Origin of the sequence: Kitasatospora sp. NPDC097691 (assembly GCF_040302665.1) — a bacterium.
Classification (GTDB): Bacteria; Actinomycetota; Actinomycetes; order Streptomycetales; family Streptomycetaceae; genus Kitasatospora.
In genome coordinates, this window is sequence record NZ_JBEORY010000058.1 from 1 (window position 1) to 17130 (window position 17130).

9 protein-coding genes and 2 pseudogenes are annotated in these 17130 nt (G+C 71.8%); 2 read left to right on the plus strand and 9 right to left on the minus strand.

The window, feature by feature from the left end:
* Positions 1-135 (plus strand): annotated as a pseudogene (locus ABTY56_RS30440) (NADP-dependent oxidoreductase); the annotation flags it as partial.
* Between the two features lie 237 nt (positions 136-372).
* Here ABTY56_RS30440 and ABTY56_RS30445 read toward each other — a convergent pair.
* Positions 373-1374 (minus strand): helix-turn-helix domain-containing protein, encoded by a 1002-nt coding sequence (locus tag ABTY56_RS30445; RefSeq protein ID WP_350632567.1) that lies wholly within the window; start codon positions 1372-1374, stop codon positions 373-375.
* A 227-nt stretch (positions 1375-1601) separates the two neighbouring features.
* Here ABTY56_RS30445 and ABTY56_RS30450 point away from each other — a divergent pair, with 227 nt between their 5' ends.
* On the plus strand, positions 1602-2183 hold the full coding sequence (locus ABTY56_RS30450; RefSeq protein ID WP_350632568.1) for a peptidase inhibitor family I36 protein: 582 nt from the start codon (positions 1602-1604) through the stop codon (positions 2181-2183).
* Positions 2184-3317: 1134 nt separating this feature from the next.
* On the opposite strand, the gene ABTY56_RS30455 is transcribed toward ABTY56_RS30450, so the two are convergent.
* From ABTY56_RS30455 to ABTY56_RS30490, 8 genes and pseudogenes are all read right to left on the minus strand, one after another.
* Complete coding sequence (locus tag ABTY56_RS30455) at positions 3318-3791, minus strand: PH domain-containing protein (protein WP_350632569.1); 474 nt, start codon at positions 3789-3791, stop codon at positions 3318-3320.
* A gap of 783 nt (positions 3792-4574) precedes the next feature.
* Positions 4575-4712: pseudogene (locus tag ABTY56_RS30460) on the minus strand (transposase); the annotation flags it as partial.
* A 464-nt stretch (positions 4713-5176) separates the two neighbouring features.
* Positions 5177-5512: a carboxymuconolactone decarboxylase family protein gene (locus ABTY56_RS30465; RefSeq protein WP_350632570.1), complete on the minus strand. Its 336-nt coding sequence runs from the start codon at positions 5510-5512 to the stop codon at positions 5177-5179.
* Positions 5513-6289: 777 nt separating this feature from the next.
* Entirely contained in the window at positions 6290-6865 is a 576-nt protein-coding gene (locus tag ABTY56_RS30470) for a maleylpyruvate isomerase N-terminal domain-containing protein (protein WP_350632571.1), read from the minus strand.
* Between the two features lie 435 nt (positions 6866-7300).
* Complete coding sequence (locus ABTY56_RS30475) at positions 7301-9460, minus strand: hypothetical protein (protein ID WP_350632572.1); 2160 nt, start codon at positions 9458-9460, stop codon at positions 7301-7303.
* Between the two features lie 101 nt (positions 9461-9561).
* Positions 9562-12927: a PLL family lectin gene (locus tag ABTY56_RS30480; protein ID WP_350632573.1), complete on the minus strand. Its 3366-nt coding sequence runs from the start codon at positions 12925-12927 to the stop codon at positions 9562-9564.
* A gap of 559 nt (positions 12928-13486) precedes the next feature.
* Positions 13487-14215, minus strand: coding sequence for a hypothetical protein (locus tag ABTY56_RS30485; protein ID WP_350632574.1), 729 nt, complete (start codon positions 14213-14215; stop codon positions 13487-13489).
* A gap of 31 nt (positions 14216-14246) precedes the next feature.
* On the minus strand, positions 14247-16073 hold the full coding sequence (locus ABTY56_RS30490; protein WP_350632575.1) for a serine/threonine-protein kinase: 1827 nt from the start codon (positions 16071-16073) through the stop codon (positions 14247-14249).
* Positions 16074-17130 lie beyond the last annotated feature (1057 nt).

The window sequence follows — 17130 nt, forward strand, 5'->3', positions numbered from 1 at the left end:
TACGCCGAGTTCGCCGTGCTGTCGGCCTGGGCCCGCATGCCCGAGGGACTGACCTTCGAGGAGGCGGCCGGGTACCCGTCCGTGGTGGAGACCGCGCTGCGCGCCGACCCCACGTTCCGGCCCGGCACGTGGCTGCGCAAGCAGGACAAGGCCCGCACCGAAGGGAAGCCGACCGACCACCCGGCCGCGCTCCTGGACGCGCTCACCCGGCACGCCGAGACCGCCACCGGCTGACCCCCGTCCAGGCCCGCGAGGTCGCCGAGGCCGTCCGCCCGTTCCTCGGCTCCCTCCCCGGGCCGCGACCCCGACCACCCCCTCACCACCCCCTGCACGTCGAACTCACCCTCACCGGCCGGCCACCCACCGCCACCTTCATCCGCCTCCGCGGCGACTGACGCCCTCGACGCCCCGTCCCTGCGGATCGGGCCCTCGGACATCACTGGGTGCCACGCCGTACGCGGTGCGGAAGGCACGGCTGAAGTCCGCGTGCGCGCGGAATCCCCAGCGGGCGGCGACGTCCCCGATCGTGCGGTGGCGCAGCCGCGGGTCGGCGAGGTCGGCACGGGAGCGCTCGAGACGGCGACGGCGGATCGTGGCGGCGACCGTGTCGGGCCGCGTCCGGAACAGCTGGTGCAGGGTGCGCAGCGAGATGTGGTGGTGCGCGGCGATGACGGCCGGGCACAGCTGCGGGTCTCCGAGGTTGTGCTCGATGAAGGTGTCGACGTGTGCGAGCAGCACCTGCTTCCGGGTCTCCACGGGCAGCGTGTCGTGCGCGTCGAGCAGGCCCGCGAAGTAGGCGGCGGCCAGATCGACACCGATGGCGCCCGTCCGGCGGAGCTCTGCCATGCTGCCGTGGCCGGCACTGTCCAGGAAGCCGGACAGGAAGTGCCCGAGCAGCACCCCGGCGGGCGATCGGACGGCGAGGGAACGGCCCAGCAGACGCTCCATCCGGTCGGCCTTCAGCGGCACGGCGGTTCGGGGCAGTTGCATCAGCGTGACCCGGTGCCCGCGGTCGTCCCGGGTGAAGAAGTCGGCCGCCAGCGGGCGCGAGGTGTCGAACACGGCCAGGCTGCCGGTCGTGAGGCCGGCGACGTTGCGGGACTGCTCCAGCTGGATCGGGCTGCCCTGCACCAGGAACAGGTGGTACTGCTCCGGGTCGAAGCGCCGGATCTGGGCCGGTCCGCGACGGGCCGACATCGGGGAGAACGCGAACTCCGCCACCCGGGCGCCGGGCAGGTCGACCGCCCTCGCACTCCCGCGGAAGCCGCCCTCGTGGTCGCTGGTGAGCGCCACGGGCATGACGTCGGTCTCCATCAGGCAGCTCCACCACTCCAGCCGGTCCGGTGGAGCCACCCCGTCGGTGGAGACGGACACGAGCGCTTCGGGTGCCGGCCCGCACGCCCCTGCTTCGGTTGACGTGAACACAGAGAGATGGTCCGGGTTGCAGCCGGGCCGCGTCCAGGCGGTTGTCGGCCATGACGGACGCCGACTGCGCCCGGTGCCGAGGAAGTCCGCACGCAGCGCCAAAGACCCGGGCGCCGGTGTGCGGCAACGATGTGACCAGCACGCGACACGATCCTTCGACTCCCAGAGGTGACACCGTGACAGAGCACCGAACCCCCGGCTCCGGCTCGCCCGCGAGGATTCTCGCCGCGCTGGTCATGACCCTCCTGGCGCTCGTGGGCACCGCGAGTGCGGCCGGCGCCACCACCGCCCCGGACTTCTCGGCCCAGGCCCACAGCATCGGCCTGACCGACGCCCAGGCGAAGAGCCTCCAGGAGCGCGTCGACGCCTACCTGGCCACCACCGGCGGCACCCAGGTCTCGGCCAACAAGATCGCCCTGAACGGCGGCGAGCTGCTGCTCGCCCTTCCCGGGGAGCAGAAGGCCCGCAGCGTCACAGCGGCGGGTGACGCGACGAGCCTGGCCGGCTCCTGCCCGTACACGTACGTGTGCGCCTACAGCGGCCCCGACTACACCGGTGACGTCCTGACGCTCTTCACGTGCAACTTCCTGGTGTCCATTCCCTGGTCCGGGACCGGCTCGTGGATCAACAACCAACGGGCCGCCCTGCACGCCAAGTTCTACGACCGGAACGGCAACCTCGGCTGGACGTCGCCCGGCGGCTACAGCTCGGACCCCGCCGCCCCGTGGGGCTGGGTCTGGTGGCTCAGCCCCTGCTAGGAGCCGCCTGATCAACCGCTGGTCGCGGCCCGAGGACTCGGGCCGCGACCAGCGGTCGATGACGCCTGCGCCCCGCGCGCTCCCGCGGCTCCCCGGTCACTTCCGGTGCTTCGCGGCATGGGAGAACTCCGTCACGAAGGTGTCGTTGAAGACCGGGAGGTCGGCCGGCCGGCGGCTGATCAGGGGCCCGGGGCCGAGCCGGAGCCTTCCCCTGACGCCGCCTCCGAAGTGGACGAGCAGCTCGGCCCGGGCCGCTCCAGGAATCACGTGCTCACGGGGTCGGTGCCGGCCGCGGTTCGGAGGGAGACCATGACGTGCCGGTCGAGGATGTGGGGCCAATGCGACCGTCGCTGGGCGAGCCACGCGCGCAACGCCGCCCGGGTGAGGACGCTGCTCAGGCGCCGCCTTCAACTCCATCCCGGGCGTCCACAGCGTCGAGGAGATCGACGACTCCATCCCGGCGTTCCGCCTCACCCCCGTGCGCCCCGAGAACAAGACCTGCTGCTACGAGAACGCCGACTACACGGGCAAGTCCTGGGCCCGCAGCCCGGAGTACTACAACCGCCGGCCGAGCAGCAGGCCGCGCTCCTGGACACGCTCCTGGACACGCTCCACCGGCACGCCGAGACCGTCGCCAGCTGACCGGCCCCGAGACCCGCCGCCCCGGCTCTACGGGGCCGTCCCGGATGGGGGGCCTGGAATCGGTCCTGGGTTCTGAGAGTACTCGGGTGCTTGCTTCCGAACCGTTGTGTTCTCGGACTCGGGTACTGGCGAGGGCCCGGCCTGGGGACCGCTGGTGTGAACCGATGGTGTGCCAGTTCGATGGGGGTCGCGGCCCTGGTTGCGTGATCGACAGTGGCGGAAGGCGATGCCTCTCCGGGACCTCCCTCCGTCCTCGGGAGTTGATCGTGGCTCTCGGGCTGAACGCCGCGTACAGGAAGGGCGAACATCTCGCTGCGTCTCGCCCCGTCGGACCAGCACGTAGGCAACCGGCACGACAGGGTGCGCGCTGCCAGGCGGGGCGATGTGTTGGTGTAGGTGAGCGAGGTGGCAGGGGCGGCCGACTTCCAGGAGGGGGGTGGTCTTCCCCGTGGCGGCGGTGTCGAACGGGCGGGCGCTGGGCCCGTCCTGAGTTCAGTCAGCGTCGCCGCGGCGTTCGGCCAGCAGCGTGTTCAACCGTTCCACTTCGCGGTCCACCAGGACGTGCTTGTCGTCGACATAGGGGAGGTGGACCTTGCGGCCGTCGGCACGGAACGCGTAGGTGAGGAACGCCGGCGCGCCGCGGCCGGTGTGCGCGTTCGGGTTGGGCGCCTTGCCGAACTGCGTGATCTCGGCCCAGGGCAGTCGGCGGCGGCGCACCATCCCACGGACGGTGATCCCTTCGGCGGTGACCAGTGTGCCGGCCCGGGCGACGCCGACGATCACCAGCAGACAGAAGCCGATCACCAGCAGCGAGCCGATCGCCTTGCTGGACGGCGCGAACTCCTTGTCGCTCCAGATCGGCAGCAGTGCCCCGAAGGACAGCAGCAGGATTGTGAGCGCGAGCCCCCCGACCCGCGTCGTCGCCACCCGGTACTCGTGCGGAACTCTCAGTCGATCGTTGCTCATCCCGCCCACCCCTCGATCCTCTTCACCGGTCCGCTGTCATGGTCGGCGGACGGTCGAACTCGCAGTATAGGGAAGGGAGTTGCTCACTGACAGGCCGCCGTGCGGACGGTCGGCAGTCCGGCCGGAGCACGGGTTGAACAGCGCTGGCTCCAGGGCGGTGACACTCTGGACCCAGGAGCGATACGTGGCCTGAACCCGACCACGACACCGCCCTCCAGTGCGCGATGCGCCGACGCGCTACCGGCAGACCGCGCCGAGATCGGCCGGCCACCGGTCCAGGGGCATCCCTCAGGCGGTGGCAGCGTCAGGTCATCGTCGGCTTGGTGGTGCTCGTTCAGGTGGCGGGGCGGCCCGGCCGGTGACCGGCGACAGCGAGGGCGTCGACAGCCCGCTTGGCGTTCCAGGTGCCGCGCTGCTCCAGCAGGGCGGTGACCACACTCATTTCTCCCGGATTCTCTGCCGCCACCACGCTGCCGCATGCTACGAACTGACGGACGCGGCCAAAGGGTCGGGCAGGGTTCGACGCAGGAACTCCTCATCCAACCGGGCGACAATCCTGCGGAGCCCTGCCCGGTCTGCACGTGGCAGCCGGCGGAGCGCGTCTTCGAGGATGTTCCGAGCGTCCGCCGGGTCGCAGGGGCAGTCGTCCCAAGGCAGATACCGGGTTGGTGGAGGAAGCGCTCGTATTGGTGCAGGGCCTCGGCGACCGCACCGCGCCAGAGATGCTGAGCTTCGATCCGGTGGATGGCTGACCGGGTTCGGCGGGAAATGCCGGGAATCGTAGAGGACGAAGAGGATGCCTTGCAGGCAGAGCCGGTCCGACACGGGTCTCGCTCCGGGAGACCGTGCGGGCCAGGCCGGCAGGACCGGCTCGATCAGCGCCCACAACTCGTCATCCACGACCCACGGCTTGCTGCTCACGTCCTCACGAACAGCTCAATCGTCGTACCAGTTACGGCCGACCGGCACCGATTCACAAGATCGTGTTACGAGCTCTTCGCACCTGAGACGGCCCGCGGGGGACGGGCCTGGCCGGTGGGCGCCGTGAGGACCAGGCGCCGGCACGGAACGGCTCGTCCCCGCCCGGCCGCCCGGCACAGCGACAGCGTCCCTCCGCGACCGCGCTGCACCTTCCCTTGCGCCGTCGCCTCGTCGCCGACACCGGTGACGTGTCCTCGCTGGCGTTCAGCCCGGGCAGGCGCACCCTCCTCTCGCTGACCGACTTCAGCGCCGGCGCTCTCTCGGTGCGGCCCGTGGGCTCACCTGGCTCGTCGACGCATCGGCGACCCCGCCATAGAACACCGGGCTCTCACCTTGACCGCCCGGCCACGCCGGCTCGGCGCCGCCGGCGCTGCCGGTGAACAGCTTGGTGGTCCGGCCGTCGGTCAGGAGCCGGTTCCGGTCATCCCCATGTCGGCGTCGGCCACCGCGATGGCGATGCCGAGGGCCTGGGTGATGTGGCCTGCGGCGGCCATGACACGGGCGGTGCCGACGATCGGGGCGACCGCGACGAGAACGTCTTGCAGCTGTTCGGCTGTCATGCCGGTTTCGACGGCCGGGCCGATGTGGGCGAGGTAGGAGATCGCCGGGGCGTCCATCGCGGCGAGCGCGGCGATGCGAATGAGCATCAGCGTGTTGCCTTCCAGGCTGCAGCGCTCAAGCGAGTCGGCCGTCATGGCGGCGAGGGTGTCGAGGACCGGGGTGTCGGATGCTGTGGTCACGGGGGCTGCCTTCCAGGAGTATCCGTAGCCGTAGGCCCGGGCCGGGTGAATGCCCGTGATTCCCGTGCATCGTCGGCGGCTGGCCCTGCCGACGTTAAGCGCTGTCCCGGTGGCACGCGCGTCGGGCGGTTGACGCTGCTTGCTGCGCGTGTGGGGATGCCCGAGCTGGAAACGGCTGCGCCGGCGGGTCGGCAGCAGTAGTGACGGTGAGGTCGTCGAGGTGGTGGGGGTGCCGGGCTTGCGTTCGCGGTGGTCTGGGGCGAGGAGGCGATTCCTGTGCGTCGCGTCCGCCGACTCGGTGAATCGTGCAGACGCCCGTTGCGGTCCGGCGTCCCCGTCATGCCGCCCCGGGCAGGCTCACAATCAGGCTGGGTGCGGCCGCTGCGGTGCTCGGGGTAGACCGTTCGGAGAGCTTCCTGCCTTTGGCGGCGCAGATGCTCGGGATGGCCGGGTACACCTTCCACGGTGCCGCGCGCGCTTCTCGCTCGGCTCGGCGCGGAACGCGGTGACGGCTGCCGGGTAGCGGTCGGTGGAGTCGGGCCACCCGGCGACCCGGCCGAGTTCGCCGGGTTCCTCCGCGGCCCGGCCGAGTTCTTCACCTCGGCGGATGAGCAGGTCGATCAGGCGGTGAACGCCCACTACGGCTTCGGCACTGCGATCGACTGGATCATCGTCTCTCCGGAACTCCACGCCGATCAGCCGGCCCGACAGACGGCCACCTTCTCGAGCGGGTGCCATCCTGGCACCCGCCGCGACGGCTGGAGCCTGAACTCCTCCTCACGAGACGGCGGCTTTCCAGACCCACGAGGTGCGGCGCGGGCGGTCAGCGAGCTCACCCCGGCCGGTGGACCACAAAAGAACCTGGACCGGGTCGCCGGACGGAGCATCAGGGAACAATCGCCTGAGCACTGCCGCACAGAGATCCTCCGGGGGACGCCACGAAAGTCCCAGTCCCTGGGTGATGTCATGGGTGTGAAGGAGCGTCTCAGCGACCCCCATCGCGGCGAAACCCGCCGGATCGCACGGCCCCCAGTGCCAAGCACGATCACCGGGTGTGGCCGCCGCGACCGCGGTACTCAGCAGTCTTCCGCAGGCGGTCACCACCCTGAGCACCTCACGCACCGGTGCATCGGCGTTGACGACGAGGTCAAAGGGCAGGTAGGCGTCCGCCGGACGGGCCGCCAGCTGCCCGGCATAGGCCAGCAGGTCGTGCGCGACGTGCGCGGCAGTCTGCCAGCAGCTCCACTCCAGCGACCCTGCACGGGCTTGCCAGTTCTCGGAATCGTGCGGACCAAGCACCCGAACCATCTCGTCCACAGCCCGGTCGACGTCTCGACTGTCGATGCCATCCATCCCGTGATCGTCGCAGCGAGAACCGCCATCGACAAGCGCAATCCGACCGCTGACGAAAACTGTGAAGCCTCACCCGATCGAGGGGGTGGGGCCAACGGAACCCGGAACTCGCCACCCCCTCCGAGGCCCGGTGCCGCGCCCCGCTGTGTCCTGGTCGGCCGCCGGGCCGTCCCGCTGCGCCCGGCTCGGCCGCCGTCCGGGCCGTCCCGGTCCTGGGCTGCCCAAGGGGAACGCCGGCACCATCGCCTGCAGCACGATCCGCGCCGCGAGCGCCGCGGAGGCGTCCGCACCGCACGCGCGCCGCAGCAGGGCCCGCGGCACCACGTCGGACAGGTCCCGTACAAGGGCTTCGGCACCCGTCCGCGGCGGTGGGGCCTCGTGCCGGTGCGAGGCTGGTCTGCTCTGGTGGACCGGCCGGCGCACCGTGCACCGGACTCAGCCGGAGGTCAGGGTCAGTCTGCACCAGCCGCAGCCGACCGGGTCGTCCGATCCCCAGGCCAGAAGGGTGACCGACTGGTTGTCCTGGACGGTCGCCGGTGCGGTGTAGACGGCCGTGGCGGTGCCTTCGGTGAAGGTGACCGTGCCCATGCCGGTGGGGTAGACACACCAGGTGAAGCGGTCGAGATCGTCGGAGGCCGCGGTGAGGGTCACGGTGCCGCCGGGGCTCACCGTCGTGCTCGACGCCGTGACCGTGACGGTCGCGGTGGTGGCGAGCTGCACGGTTGCGGCAGCGCCGGACGGGCCGGGGCTGATGGTCACCGTCTGGGACTGCGTCACGAAATCCGGCGCGGTGTAGATCCACTGGCCGGTGCCCCAGCCCTGCTCCAGGGTGCCCACGCCCGGCGGGGAGAGCGTGCAGACCGCGCCGTCCACCGGGTTGCCGTCGGAGTCCACGACCACGAAGTCGTAGCCCTGTCCGGCGGTGAGGGTCAGCGCCGTCGGCGTGACGATCCGGTCGGACGACGGCGGCGCCGGGGCCAGCAGCACCATGGCGCGCCCCACCCGAGAGCCGTCCGCCTGGTCGATCGCGGTCACGATGACCACGCTGGGCTGCTGCACGGTGCCGGGTGCCTGGTACAAGCCGGTCGGGTCGATCGCGCCGAGCGGTGGCTGGACCTCCCAGTCGACCGCGGTGGTCGATCCGGCGATGGTGGCGCCGAACTGCTGTTGCCCGGTCGGGGTGAGGGTGACGGTGGGCGGGCTGACGGTGAGGACGGACTCCACCTGGCCGGTCAGGGTCAGGTCACCGGGGACGGCCACGGCCGTGAGTTGCAGGACCTGCTCGGAGGGGAAGAGCAGGTTCTGCAGGGCGAAGGTGCCGACGTCGGGCAGGGTCACCTGCTGGAGGACGGACTGCAGGGCCGATTCCAGGGAACCCTGGATGTCGTCGGGCAGGAAGTCCGTGGTGCCGCTCCAGAAGCTGCTCCACCCGCTTCCTTTGTTGTCCGGCGTCAGCGTGCAACTGGTCTGCCCGGAGAAGCTCACAACGCCGGTGGTGGGGTCGGCGTTCGCGGTGTAGGTCGTGGTGACCGTCCCGTCCAGGTCGCAGTGGTTGACCGAGAAGCCAGGGACGATCTTGCCGACCTCTTCGGCCGGGTCCCCGTTCGGTGGGAGGTTCAGGGCCATGGAGAAGTACTGCTCGAACGAGCAGGTGAAGGTCGAGACGAGATCGGTGCCGTCGCTGGCCACGGTGAAGCTTGCCGGCTGCAGGGTGACGTCTTCGTAGTCGGCGCCGTCGGTCGAGGTGTAGGGGATGTCGGGCTGGCCGAGCCAGGGGTCCGGGAAACCGCCCAGGTCCAGGGTGCCTCCCGAACCGTTGATCCGATAGCTGCCGTCGCTCTGCTGCTCGGCGGTGAACGTCGTGCCGATTTTCTCGAATTCCTGGGTGAGGGTGGGGGCGATCAACGAGGTGAACAGGAGTTCTCCGGACACCAGTAACGCGGCGGTGTCGCCTTCGGGAAGGGGATAGGGCGACAGGGGCCCGACGGTTCCGCCGCTGCCACTGGTCCTGATGAGCAGCAGGACGGCTCCGTCGCCGGGCCGGTCGGGGTTCTGCTGGACGACGAAGTCGAACTCGGACGGTGCCAGGCAGCCGGACAGGCCGTCCGGGCCCTTCTGGATCTCGCCGAGGGGGTACGTGGTGCTCTGGGTCCTGAAGTAGGTCTGCAGGGCGGTACTCATCTCGGTGAGCACTTCGGATTCAGGATCGATCCCGCCGATGACGGGCTGGAAAGCGGCTGCACCGAGGTCGATTCCCACCCGGCCGAGCGAGTCGTCGACGGTGCCCTGCATGCCGGTGAGCGTGACGGGGCCGTTCAGCCACGAGGATCTCGACTCGAGCGGCAGTACGTTGCGCACCACTCCTGCGGCGGGGTCGACGCGCAGAACCCTGCCCGTCACCAGGAACATCGACAACTCGCACTGCGGCTCGTCGCTGTCGCCGGAGAAGGAGAAGTCCGGTGGCCCCAGGACGGTGTCGACGACCATGAGATCGTCGCCGTCGGGGAACGCCACCCGGATCGGCCGTACGGGGCTCGTCGGCCCCTCCGCGAGGTACTGCTGACGGAACACGGCCGAAATCTGCACCGTGTTCATGGCGCACACCGCGTCCCAGCCCAGCAGATCGGGTTGCCCGCCGTCGCCCCGCGGGCCGGGTTGCCACGGCCGTGCTGCAGCCCCCTGCTTCGTCGTCTGTGTCATGGTCCCATCGCTTCCAAGAGCTGTAGTGATCCGCCGCCCACGAATCCCACGTAGTCGATGAGGCATTTCGCGGTCACGCAGTACGGCCCGATGGCACTGTTGCGAATGGCGCTGAAATTCAGGAACGAGAAGATGCCGGGCAGCGGCAGGAGGTCCACGATGGCGATCTGCTCGCTGTCGAGGTCGTCCTCGAGGATCTGGTACGCGCCGACGCCCAGCCGCCCCAGGCCGACCAGGGTCATCACGACCGCACCGATGTCCCTGGCGTTGGGCCCGACCGCTTTCTGGAGCAGCTGGATCGTGGCCATGGGCACCGCCCGCAGGACGAGGACCAGCGCGACGAGTGCGATCGCCCCGCCTTCCAGCATCTGGGTGAACGGCAACCCGTTGTTCAGTGCCCAGATCGCGCCGGCCCAGGTCATCCTGATCAGGCCGAGCCACCAGGGGGTGTCGGGTCCCAGCAGATCGGCGACCAGCGAGGGGACGAAGTAGACGATCTGGAGGATTCCCCCGGCGATCTGGTAGCTCTGCGGCACGGCGCCGGCGAGGATGCCGTCCGGGGAGAAGGTGCCGCTCGGGAAGGGTTCCGTGTCCACGCCCTCGATCAGCTTGTACAGCACGGTCGTGGGGAACGCCGCGAGCAGCGCGGCCAGCGCCCCCACGGTCAGCTGCCCGTCGTCGGGGTACCCGGCGGCCTTGGCCATCCACTGCCACAGCGTGTTGAGCGGGCCCCAGCGCAGCTCCTGGGAGAGCAGATCGCTCAGCCCGTCCATCGCGGCGTCGCAGAGGCCGACGAAGGCGTCCGCCATCGCGTCGGCGAGGTCCAGCGCGGTGAGGACCAGTCCTTCGATCGCGCCCAGCAGGTCGCCGATCCCTTGGCCGGAGAACTGCTCCGGATGCTCGATCAGGGTCTCCAGCGCGCCGGCGAGGTCCGCCATCGCGCCGGTGAAGTCACCCTGGGCGTCCGACAGTTGCGTCGCGAAGGCCTGCCACGGGCCCTGCGCGGGCTGATAGGCGGTCACGCCGGGGTCGTCGGGGGCCTGGGCGCCGACCTTGTCCTGGAGCCAGTTGTGATGGACGTTCAGGGAGAAGTCGGCCGTTGTGGCGCCGCCCACGACGACGGTGGTGGTGCTCGGGGGCGGCTGCTGGTAGGCGGGGAGTCGGCCGTACGGCGCCTGGCCCGCCGCGTCCTTGGCAGCGCCGAACGCCTGCGCGACCGCCTCCTTCTGTTCGGCGAACCATGTGTCGGCGGCGCTCTGGTAGTGCGCCGTGAACTGCTTCACCAGGGACGGGATCTGGCTCATGGCGCTCTCGATCGCCATCTTGCTGCGCCAGATGGCACCGAAGTCGAACAGCGCCCGCAGCCATTTGACCACCTTGTCGATCTCGGCCTCCACCCAGGCGAACACGCCGGAGATGAAGTGCGCGGCCTGTTCCAGCCCGGCCACGGCCAAGGTGATGCCCGCGGCGATCTCCTCGCCTATCTGCAGGGTGAACCGGGCGACCTGGTCGATGGCGCTCACCACGACGTCGGCGATCTTGATCAGGCCGTTCTTGATGCCCTCCCAGACGTCTCCGGCCCACCGTTCGATGTCGTTCCAGAAACTGCCCGGCTTACCGCCTTCCTCGGCCAGCGCCCGGGCGAGTTCCTCCCGGGTGTGCAGCACGGTGAACGCCGGCCCCGCGTCCCCGCCGCCCGGGCTCGTGGTCTGCAGCCGGTATCCCGCCATCCCGGAGGGCGTGGTGCCCAGGCCGCTCATGGCGGTACTCCGGATGGCCGCCGCAGCGGCCCCGGCCGTGCTGCCGGTGGCCCCCGGCGCCAGTCGCGCACCGTCGACCTGCGCCGCCGCCAGCGTGACCCCGTCGGAGTCGAACTGCGGGAGCGGCCCGCCGGGATTCGTCGGATTGAGCGTGCCCTGCCCGGACAGATAGGTCAGCACTCCCGATCCGGGCTGCACGACGGCCGGGTCGGCGAGTCCCTCGGCGGCCAGCCACAGCTTGGGGGCGGCCAGTCCGGCCGTGGTGAGCATGGCGAGGGTGACCTTGCCCAGCGCGTCGGTGGTCAGGTCCACCGGGTCACTGCCCACGGTCACGGTGACTCCCGCACAGGACAACTCGCACGCCGAACTGCCCTGCGCCGCCGCGAGGGTCACCGGGTACTGCGGCACCGGCGCGCCGTTGGCGTCCATGACGGTGACCTCGGTGCGGTAGCGGGCGACCTCGTAAACGCTCAGGGACGAGGTCAACACCGTGCCGCTGCGCCACATCTGGGTCTGCGGATCCTGCGTGTGCAGCCGTAGCGACCCGACGGCCGCGTCGATGGCGAACAGGCTCGGCGCGTCGGCCGGACTGCCCGAACTGGCCACGCCGGCTATCCCGCTGTCCAAGGGGATGGGCGGCGACCAGTTGGGCGTGCCGTCGTCGTTCCACGGCACCTCCGGATCCTGGTGGACCACCCAGAGGTTGAGCGAGGTGTCCTGCACATAGATGTGCAGCGTGCCGTCGGTGGAGACGTGCCCGACGGCCGAGGCGGTGGACAGGGCGGGTCCGGCGGGCGGCTGCACCACGGTGACGGACGGGGACTGAGCCCACAGGTTCAGGGTGTCGTCGGTGTCGACGAGGGCGAAGACGGCGGTGTTGACGGCCGCGCTCCAGAAGCCGACCACGACCTGCTTCAGCGTGCCCTGGTACTCCGGCAGCGAGGACTGGCGGGCCTCGGAGTCTCCCAGCGCGCCGACCACCAGCATGGGTTCGCCACCGAGGTCGGCGACCAGGGTCCAGCTGGACTCGTCGCTCAGGACGAGCTGGAAGTCCCCGGCCAGGCTGCTGGGCAGGGTGCACACGGTCGTGGTGAACATGCCGCCGGGCGTGGGCTGGTAGCAGGTGGCCAGGTTGCCGTCCGGGTCTGCCCCGTACAGCACGAGACGCCCGGCAGGCGTGTAGGCGGTGTGCAGGTTGGACACCGACGAACCGCCGACCGGTTGCGGATCGCTCCAGGTGAGGCCGTCCGACTGCAGCCGGCTGGTGTGGAGCGTGGTGCCGTCGGAGAGAAATCCGAAGACCGCGGCCTGCGGGCTGTCCGGGTAGGCGACCCCGGCGGCGACTTCGGCCGCTTCGAGCCCGCCGAACGGTGTCCGCATCGTCCAGCCGGTGTCCGCCGAGGGGTCGCCGGCGATGTGCGCGAACCGGGGCGCCTGCGAGTCCTGGACGGCGACGACGGCCAGTGCCTCGGTCCGGCTGTTGCCAGGTACGCCACCGCCTGTGGGATTGACGAAGACTCCCACCGGAGACGCGCTGGTGGTGTCGACCGGGATCGTGTCCGCGGTGACCACATCGTGGCTGAGCACCTGCGAGATGTTCACCTGTAGCGGCGTCGCCGGAACTCCGGCGGCTTCCTGCAGAGGCTTGCGTTCGGGTGCCGGGGCGGTCGTGACCATGACTCCTCACATCCACCGGATCGTCGGAGCGTGTCAGGACGGGGGCTTTCCGTCCGGCGGGCGGTGCGATTCCACGCTTGGACCTCGCCGAGAACCCACCGGACCACGGGATGGAATCGCCTACTCGACGGGTGCCCGCGACTCGGGGCGCAGCAGTGGCATGCTCGGCGGTTCACCGTCGGGCCGGGCCAGTCGAACAGTTGCTGCCGGCGCACACCGCTACGGGCGGCCTACTCACCGTGGTATCGCAGAGCTGATGTGTTCGCAAACGCTGGACTGCGGCATCGCGGTCCGGTGGCGGGATTCGGGCGTCCGGCGAGGTCGTGTGTCCGGCCGGCCGCTGCTCCGGCCGGCACCGTGTTCCTGGAGAAGACCTGGCGCCATGGCAAGGCACTCATGGGGCAACCAGCAGACCTGGCCAGGCCGTTCTCAGCCCGAGCGCGGGACCGCCGGTGAACAGGCCGGACTGCGCGACGGCGACCGCTCAGCCGGCGCAGCTGTAGCGGAAGGTGGTCGATCCGCTGAGCCGCTGGGGGGTCAGGACTTCGACGGTGGCGGTCGCGCGCAGGGTGCCCGGGCCGTCGAAGGTCCAGCGCAGCACCAGGTCCACCTGGCGCTCGCCGGACTGCACCGGCTGCACGAGTTCGCCGGAGGACGTCCCGTCGTTGCGCAGCCAGCGGTAGCGGATGGTGCCGGGGTTGCCGTTCGTGGTGACCGACGCGGTGAGGACGGCCGTCCCACCGCAGGTCGGTCCGGCCGCCGGGGCGGCGGTGACGGAGACGCCGGTGAGGTCGAGCGGCGGATCGACGTGGCAGCGGGTGAGCAGCACGGCCGGCAGGACGAGCAGGACGGCGGCCCAGACCAGCCGGCCGAAGGCGGCCCGGCGTCGGCGGGCCGGCGGTACCGGCCCGCCGGTCGACGCCTTGCCGCGCCACACCGCGGCGGCCTGCGGAGGCACGCCGGGGCCGATGCGGCGCAGCTCCGGCGTGGGCGTGGGTGGCGCGGCAGGTGTGGGAGGTGGAGGTGCGGAAAGTACGGGGGCCGGCGGGGCGGGGGCGGGGGCGGAGTCCCAGACGGTGGGGTCGAGGAAGGTGGCGCTCTCGTGGTCGTCCGGGGAGGGGCCGCCCCGGCCGAACGGTGCGGTGCGGCCGGGCGCGCCCGGGGAGAGGCGCTCGGTCGGGTCCTGGTCGGGTGCGGATCCGGACGGTGGCACGGGGAGACCTCCTGGGGCGGTGGCGTGCGGATCAGCCGGGCTCGTGGCAGGACGGGGAGTACAGCTCCCGATAGGCCGTCGGGGTGCCCCCGGCCGCTGGTGTGGTGGACACCCTGAGGCCCCACTGGAGGCGGCTGTCGCCGGTGCCGAACTGGTGGCGGACGGTCAGGGTGGCGCGACCGGTGCCGAGTTTCACGATGTCGGTGGCGACGGTCTCGCTCGGGAACGTGGGGGCCGAGTTGTGCATCCAGCTGACGACGAGCGTGGCGCCGGGCGGGCCGGAGGTGACCACGGTGACGGTGGCCTGGATGCCGTAGCCGCCGTCGCAGCCGATCGAGTCGACGTTCACCGACGCCACCCGGACCGGCGTCGGGGTGGTGGGCGGGCTGCTGGTCGGGGGCGTGGTGGGTGGGGTGGGCGGGGTGGAGCGGCTCGAAGGGGGGCTGGCCGGGGCGGTCCGGGGCGGTGGCGGGGGTGGGGGCGGCGGTGGCGGCGCGGCGGTCGCGGGATCGGTGGGCGTACGCGACGGCGTGGGGGCGGGCCGCCCGCCGGTGCCGGGACCGGGGCCCGTCGTGGGGGTGGGGCCGGGCGCCGGGTCGGTGGGCGGGCCGGCGGGGGAAGGCGTGGGGGAGAAGGTTGGCGAGCGCGAGGGCGAGGGCCGCCCGGTGGGGGAGGGTGTCGGGCCGGGCGGCGGGGCGCTCGACCGGGTCGGGTCCAGGGAGGTGGTGATCCAGGGCATCGGACTGCCCGTCAGCGTCCGCTCGCCCCGGTCGGTGACGCCGGCCAGCGCGACCCCGCCGATCACGGCCAGCGCCAGGCCGCCCGCCACCACGCCCACCGTCAGCCGGGCCCGTCTTCGCGGGGGCGGTCGCCGTACGGCCGGGGGAGCGGTGGGAGCCGAGGGGCCGGCGGGGGCGACGACGGCTCCGGCGAGCCGGGTGTGCGCGAGCGCTGTCGTCCCGGCGGGCTCGGGGCCGCCGGGGCCCCGGGGCAGCAGCAGGGCCAGCAGGGCGACCAGGGCGGCAAGGTCTTCGTGGCCGCGCTCCTCCCACCGCTCGCCGTACCCGGCCGTCGCAGCCCGGTCGAGCAGCCGAACGAACTCGGCCGCGCCGGCCGGCCGGTCCTGCGGCAGTTTGGCGAGCCCGGCCAGGACCAGCGGACGGACGTGGTCGGGCACCAGCTCGTCGGGGATCCGGGACTCCTGGTGCTGCACGGCGAGCGCGCCGATCGTCCGCCCGGTGAAGGGTCGCTCGCCGGTCACGCACTCGAAGAAGGTGACGGTGGCCGCGTACACGTCGGCGGCGGGTGAGGCCGGGGCGCCGGCCCACTGCTCGGGCGCCAGGTAGGCGGGGGTGCCGGAGACGTCGCGGTCGGATCCGCGGGGGACGGCGATGCCGAAGTCGACCAGCTTGGAGGTGCCGTCGGTGGCGACCAGGACGTTGGCGGGCTTGTAGTCCCGGTGCACCAGCCCGGCCGCGTGGGCGGCGGCCAGCCCGAGGAGGGAACCCTTGAGGACGACGAGCGCGGCCTCGGGCGTGGTCGCCCCCTCCTCCTTGAGCAGCGTGCGCAGCGGGACGCCGTCGACCAGCTCCATCACCAGAGCCGCGTGCGGCCCGCCCTCGACGTACTCGTAGAGCCGGGTGACGTACGGGGAGTCGAGCCGGGCCAGCGTCTGCGCCTCGGTGCGCAGGGCGGGGCCGGCGGCCGCGTCGTGCAGGTACTTGATGGCGACGGGCGTGCCGGTGGGGTCGTGGCGGGCGAGCACCACGCGGCCGGCGGCTCCCGCGCCGAGCTCCCGCAGGTGGGTGTAGTCCGGCAGCTGCCAGTCGCCGGCTTCCCGTACCGCTTCGTCGTCCATCGCCGACCCCCACGCCTCGTCCCGTCCGGTGGCCGCCGACCGGACCGCGTCCGCTGCGACCGACGCGGCCGCGCAGGCCCGGGGTTCCCCCGTGCGGCGCCGTCCGAACCGCCCGTGCGGCGGGGCGGGCACCGGCGGGGGACGTTCCCGCAGGCAGACCGCCCCACCCGATCGGCCGACGATCGGAAACACACGGGCGCACGGGGGAGTTGTGCGCCGCCGTGGCCCGCGCCGGGGGCGGCGCCGGTGACCGGCATACCGAGCTCCGCGGAGACGATGCCCGCTCGCATCCAGGCGTCGGCGAGCCGGGACTCGTAGCGCTCGGTCTCGTACGGCACCACTCTGAGGAGGACGTTGACGGCCGCGTACGCGGGTGCGAGCGCTTCCTCGTGTCGTCCGAGCCTGCGCAGGATCGTTGCCGCCCTTTCCAGGGAGGCGGCGCGCTCGGCTTCGGCGGGGATGGCCCGTCGGGGCGCGGGCCACCTCCGCCCACGGCGAAGTCCGCCGGCCCGCTCCAGTGCCGCGGCGGATTCCACGGGCGACTCGGGCAGCGGCGAATCCGTGGCCAGGGGGTCGGCGCCGGTCAAGCGGAGGTACAGCCGGGAGGCCGGGTTGTCCTCGGCTATCCGTCGGCGGAGCAGCTCGACGGTGTCGCACAGCCCGGGGAAGGCCGGGTCCTCGCGTGCCGGACCGGCGCCGGTGGACGCGAAGTTGTCGACCACTTCAGCGAGTTCGCCTGTGAACCCCGCGGAGCTGGTGAAGCCCGCCGAGCCGGTCATCCGCAGTCGTCTCCTCCGCGGCCGCGACTCGGCCTGGTTCGTCAGGACGGTGACTGCCGGGGTCAGGGCGCACTCCGGACCGTATCTGGCCGAACCCGCCATGTGAAATGTGATCGCGAAGCTCTCGGCGCCCGTGGCCAGCGTGTCCTCCCAACGCCGCAGGTGACCGTAGACCTGCGCCAGGAGGCCGAGTTCGACGGAGAGCAGGTGCTGGTACTCCGCGGGGTTGTGCCGGGCCATCCCGCGGCGGAGCCCGATGCCCTCGATCTGGGGTGCCA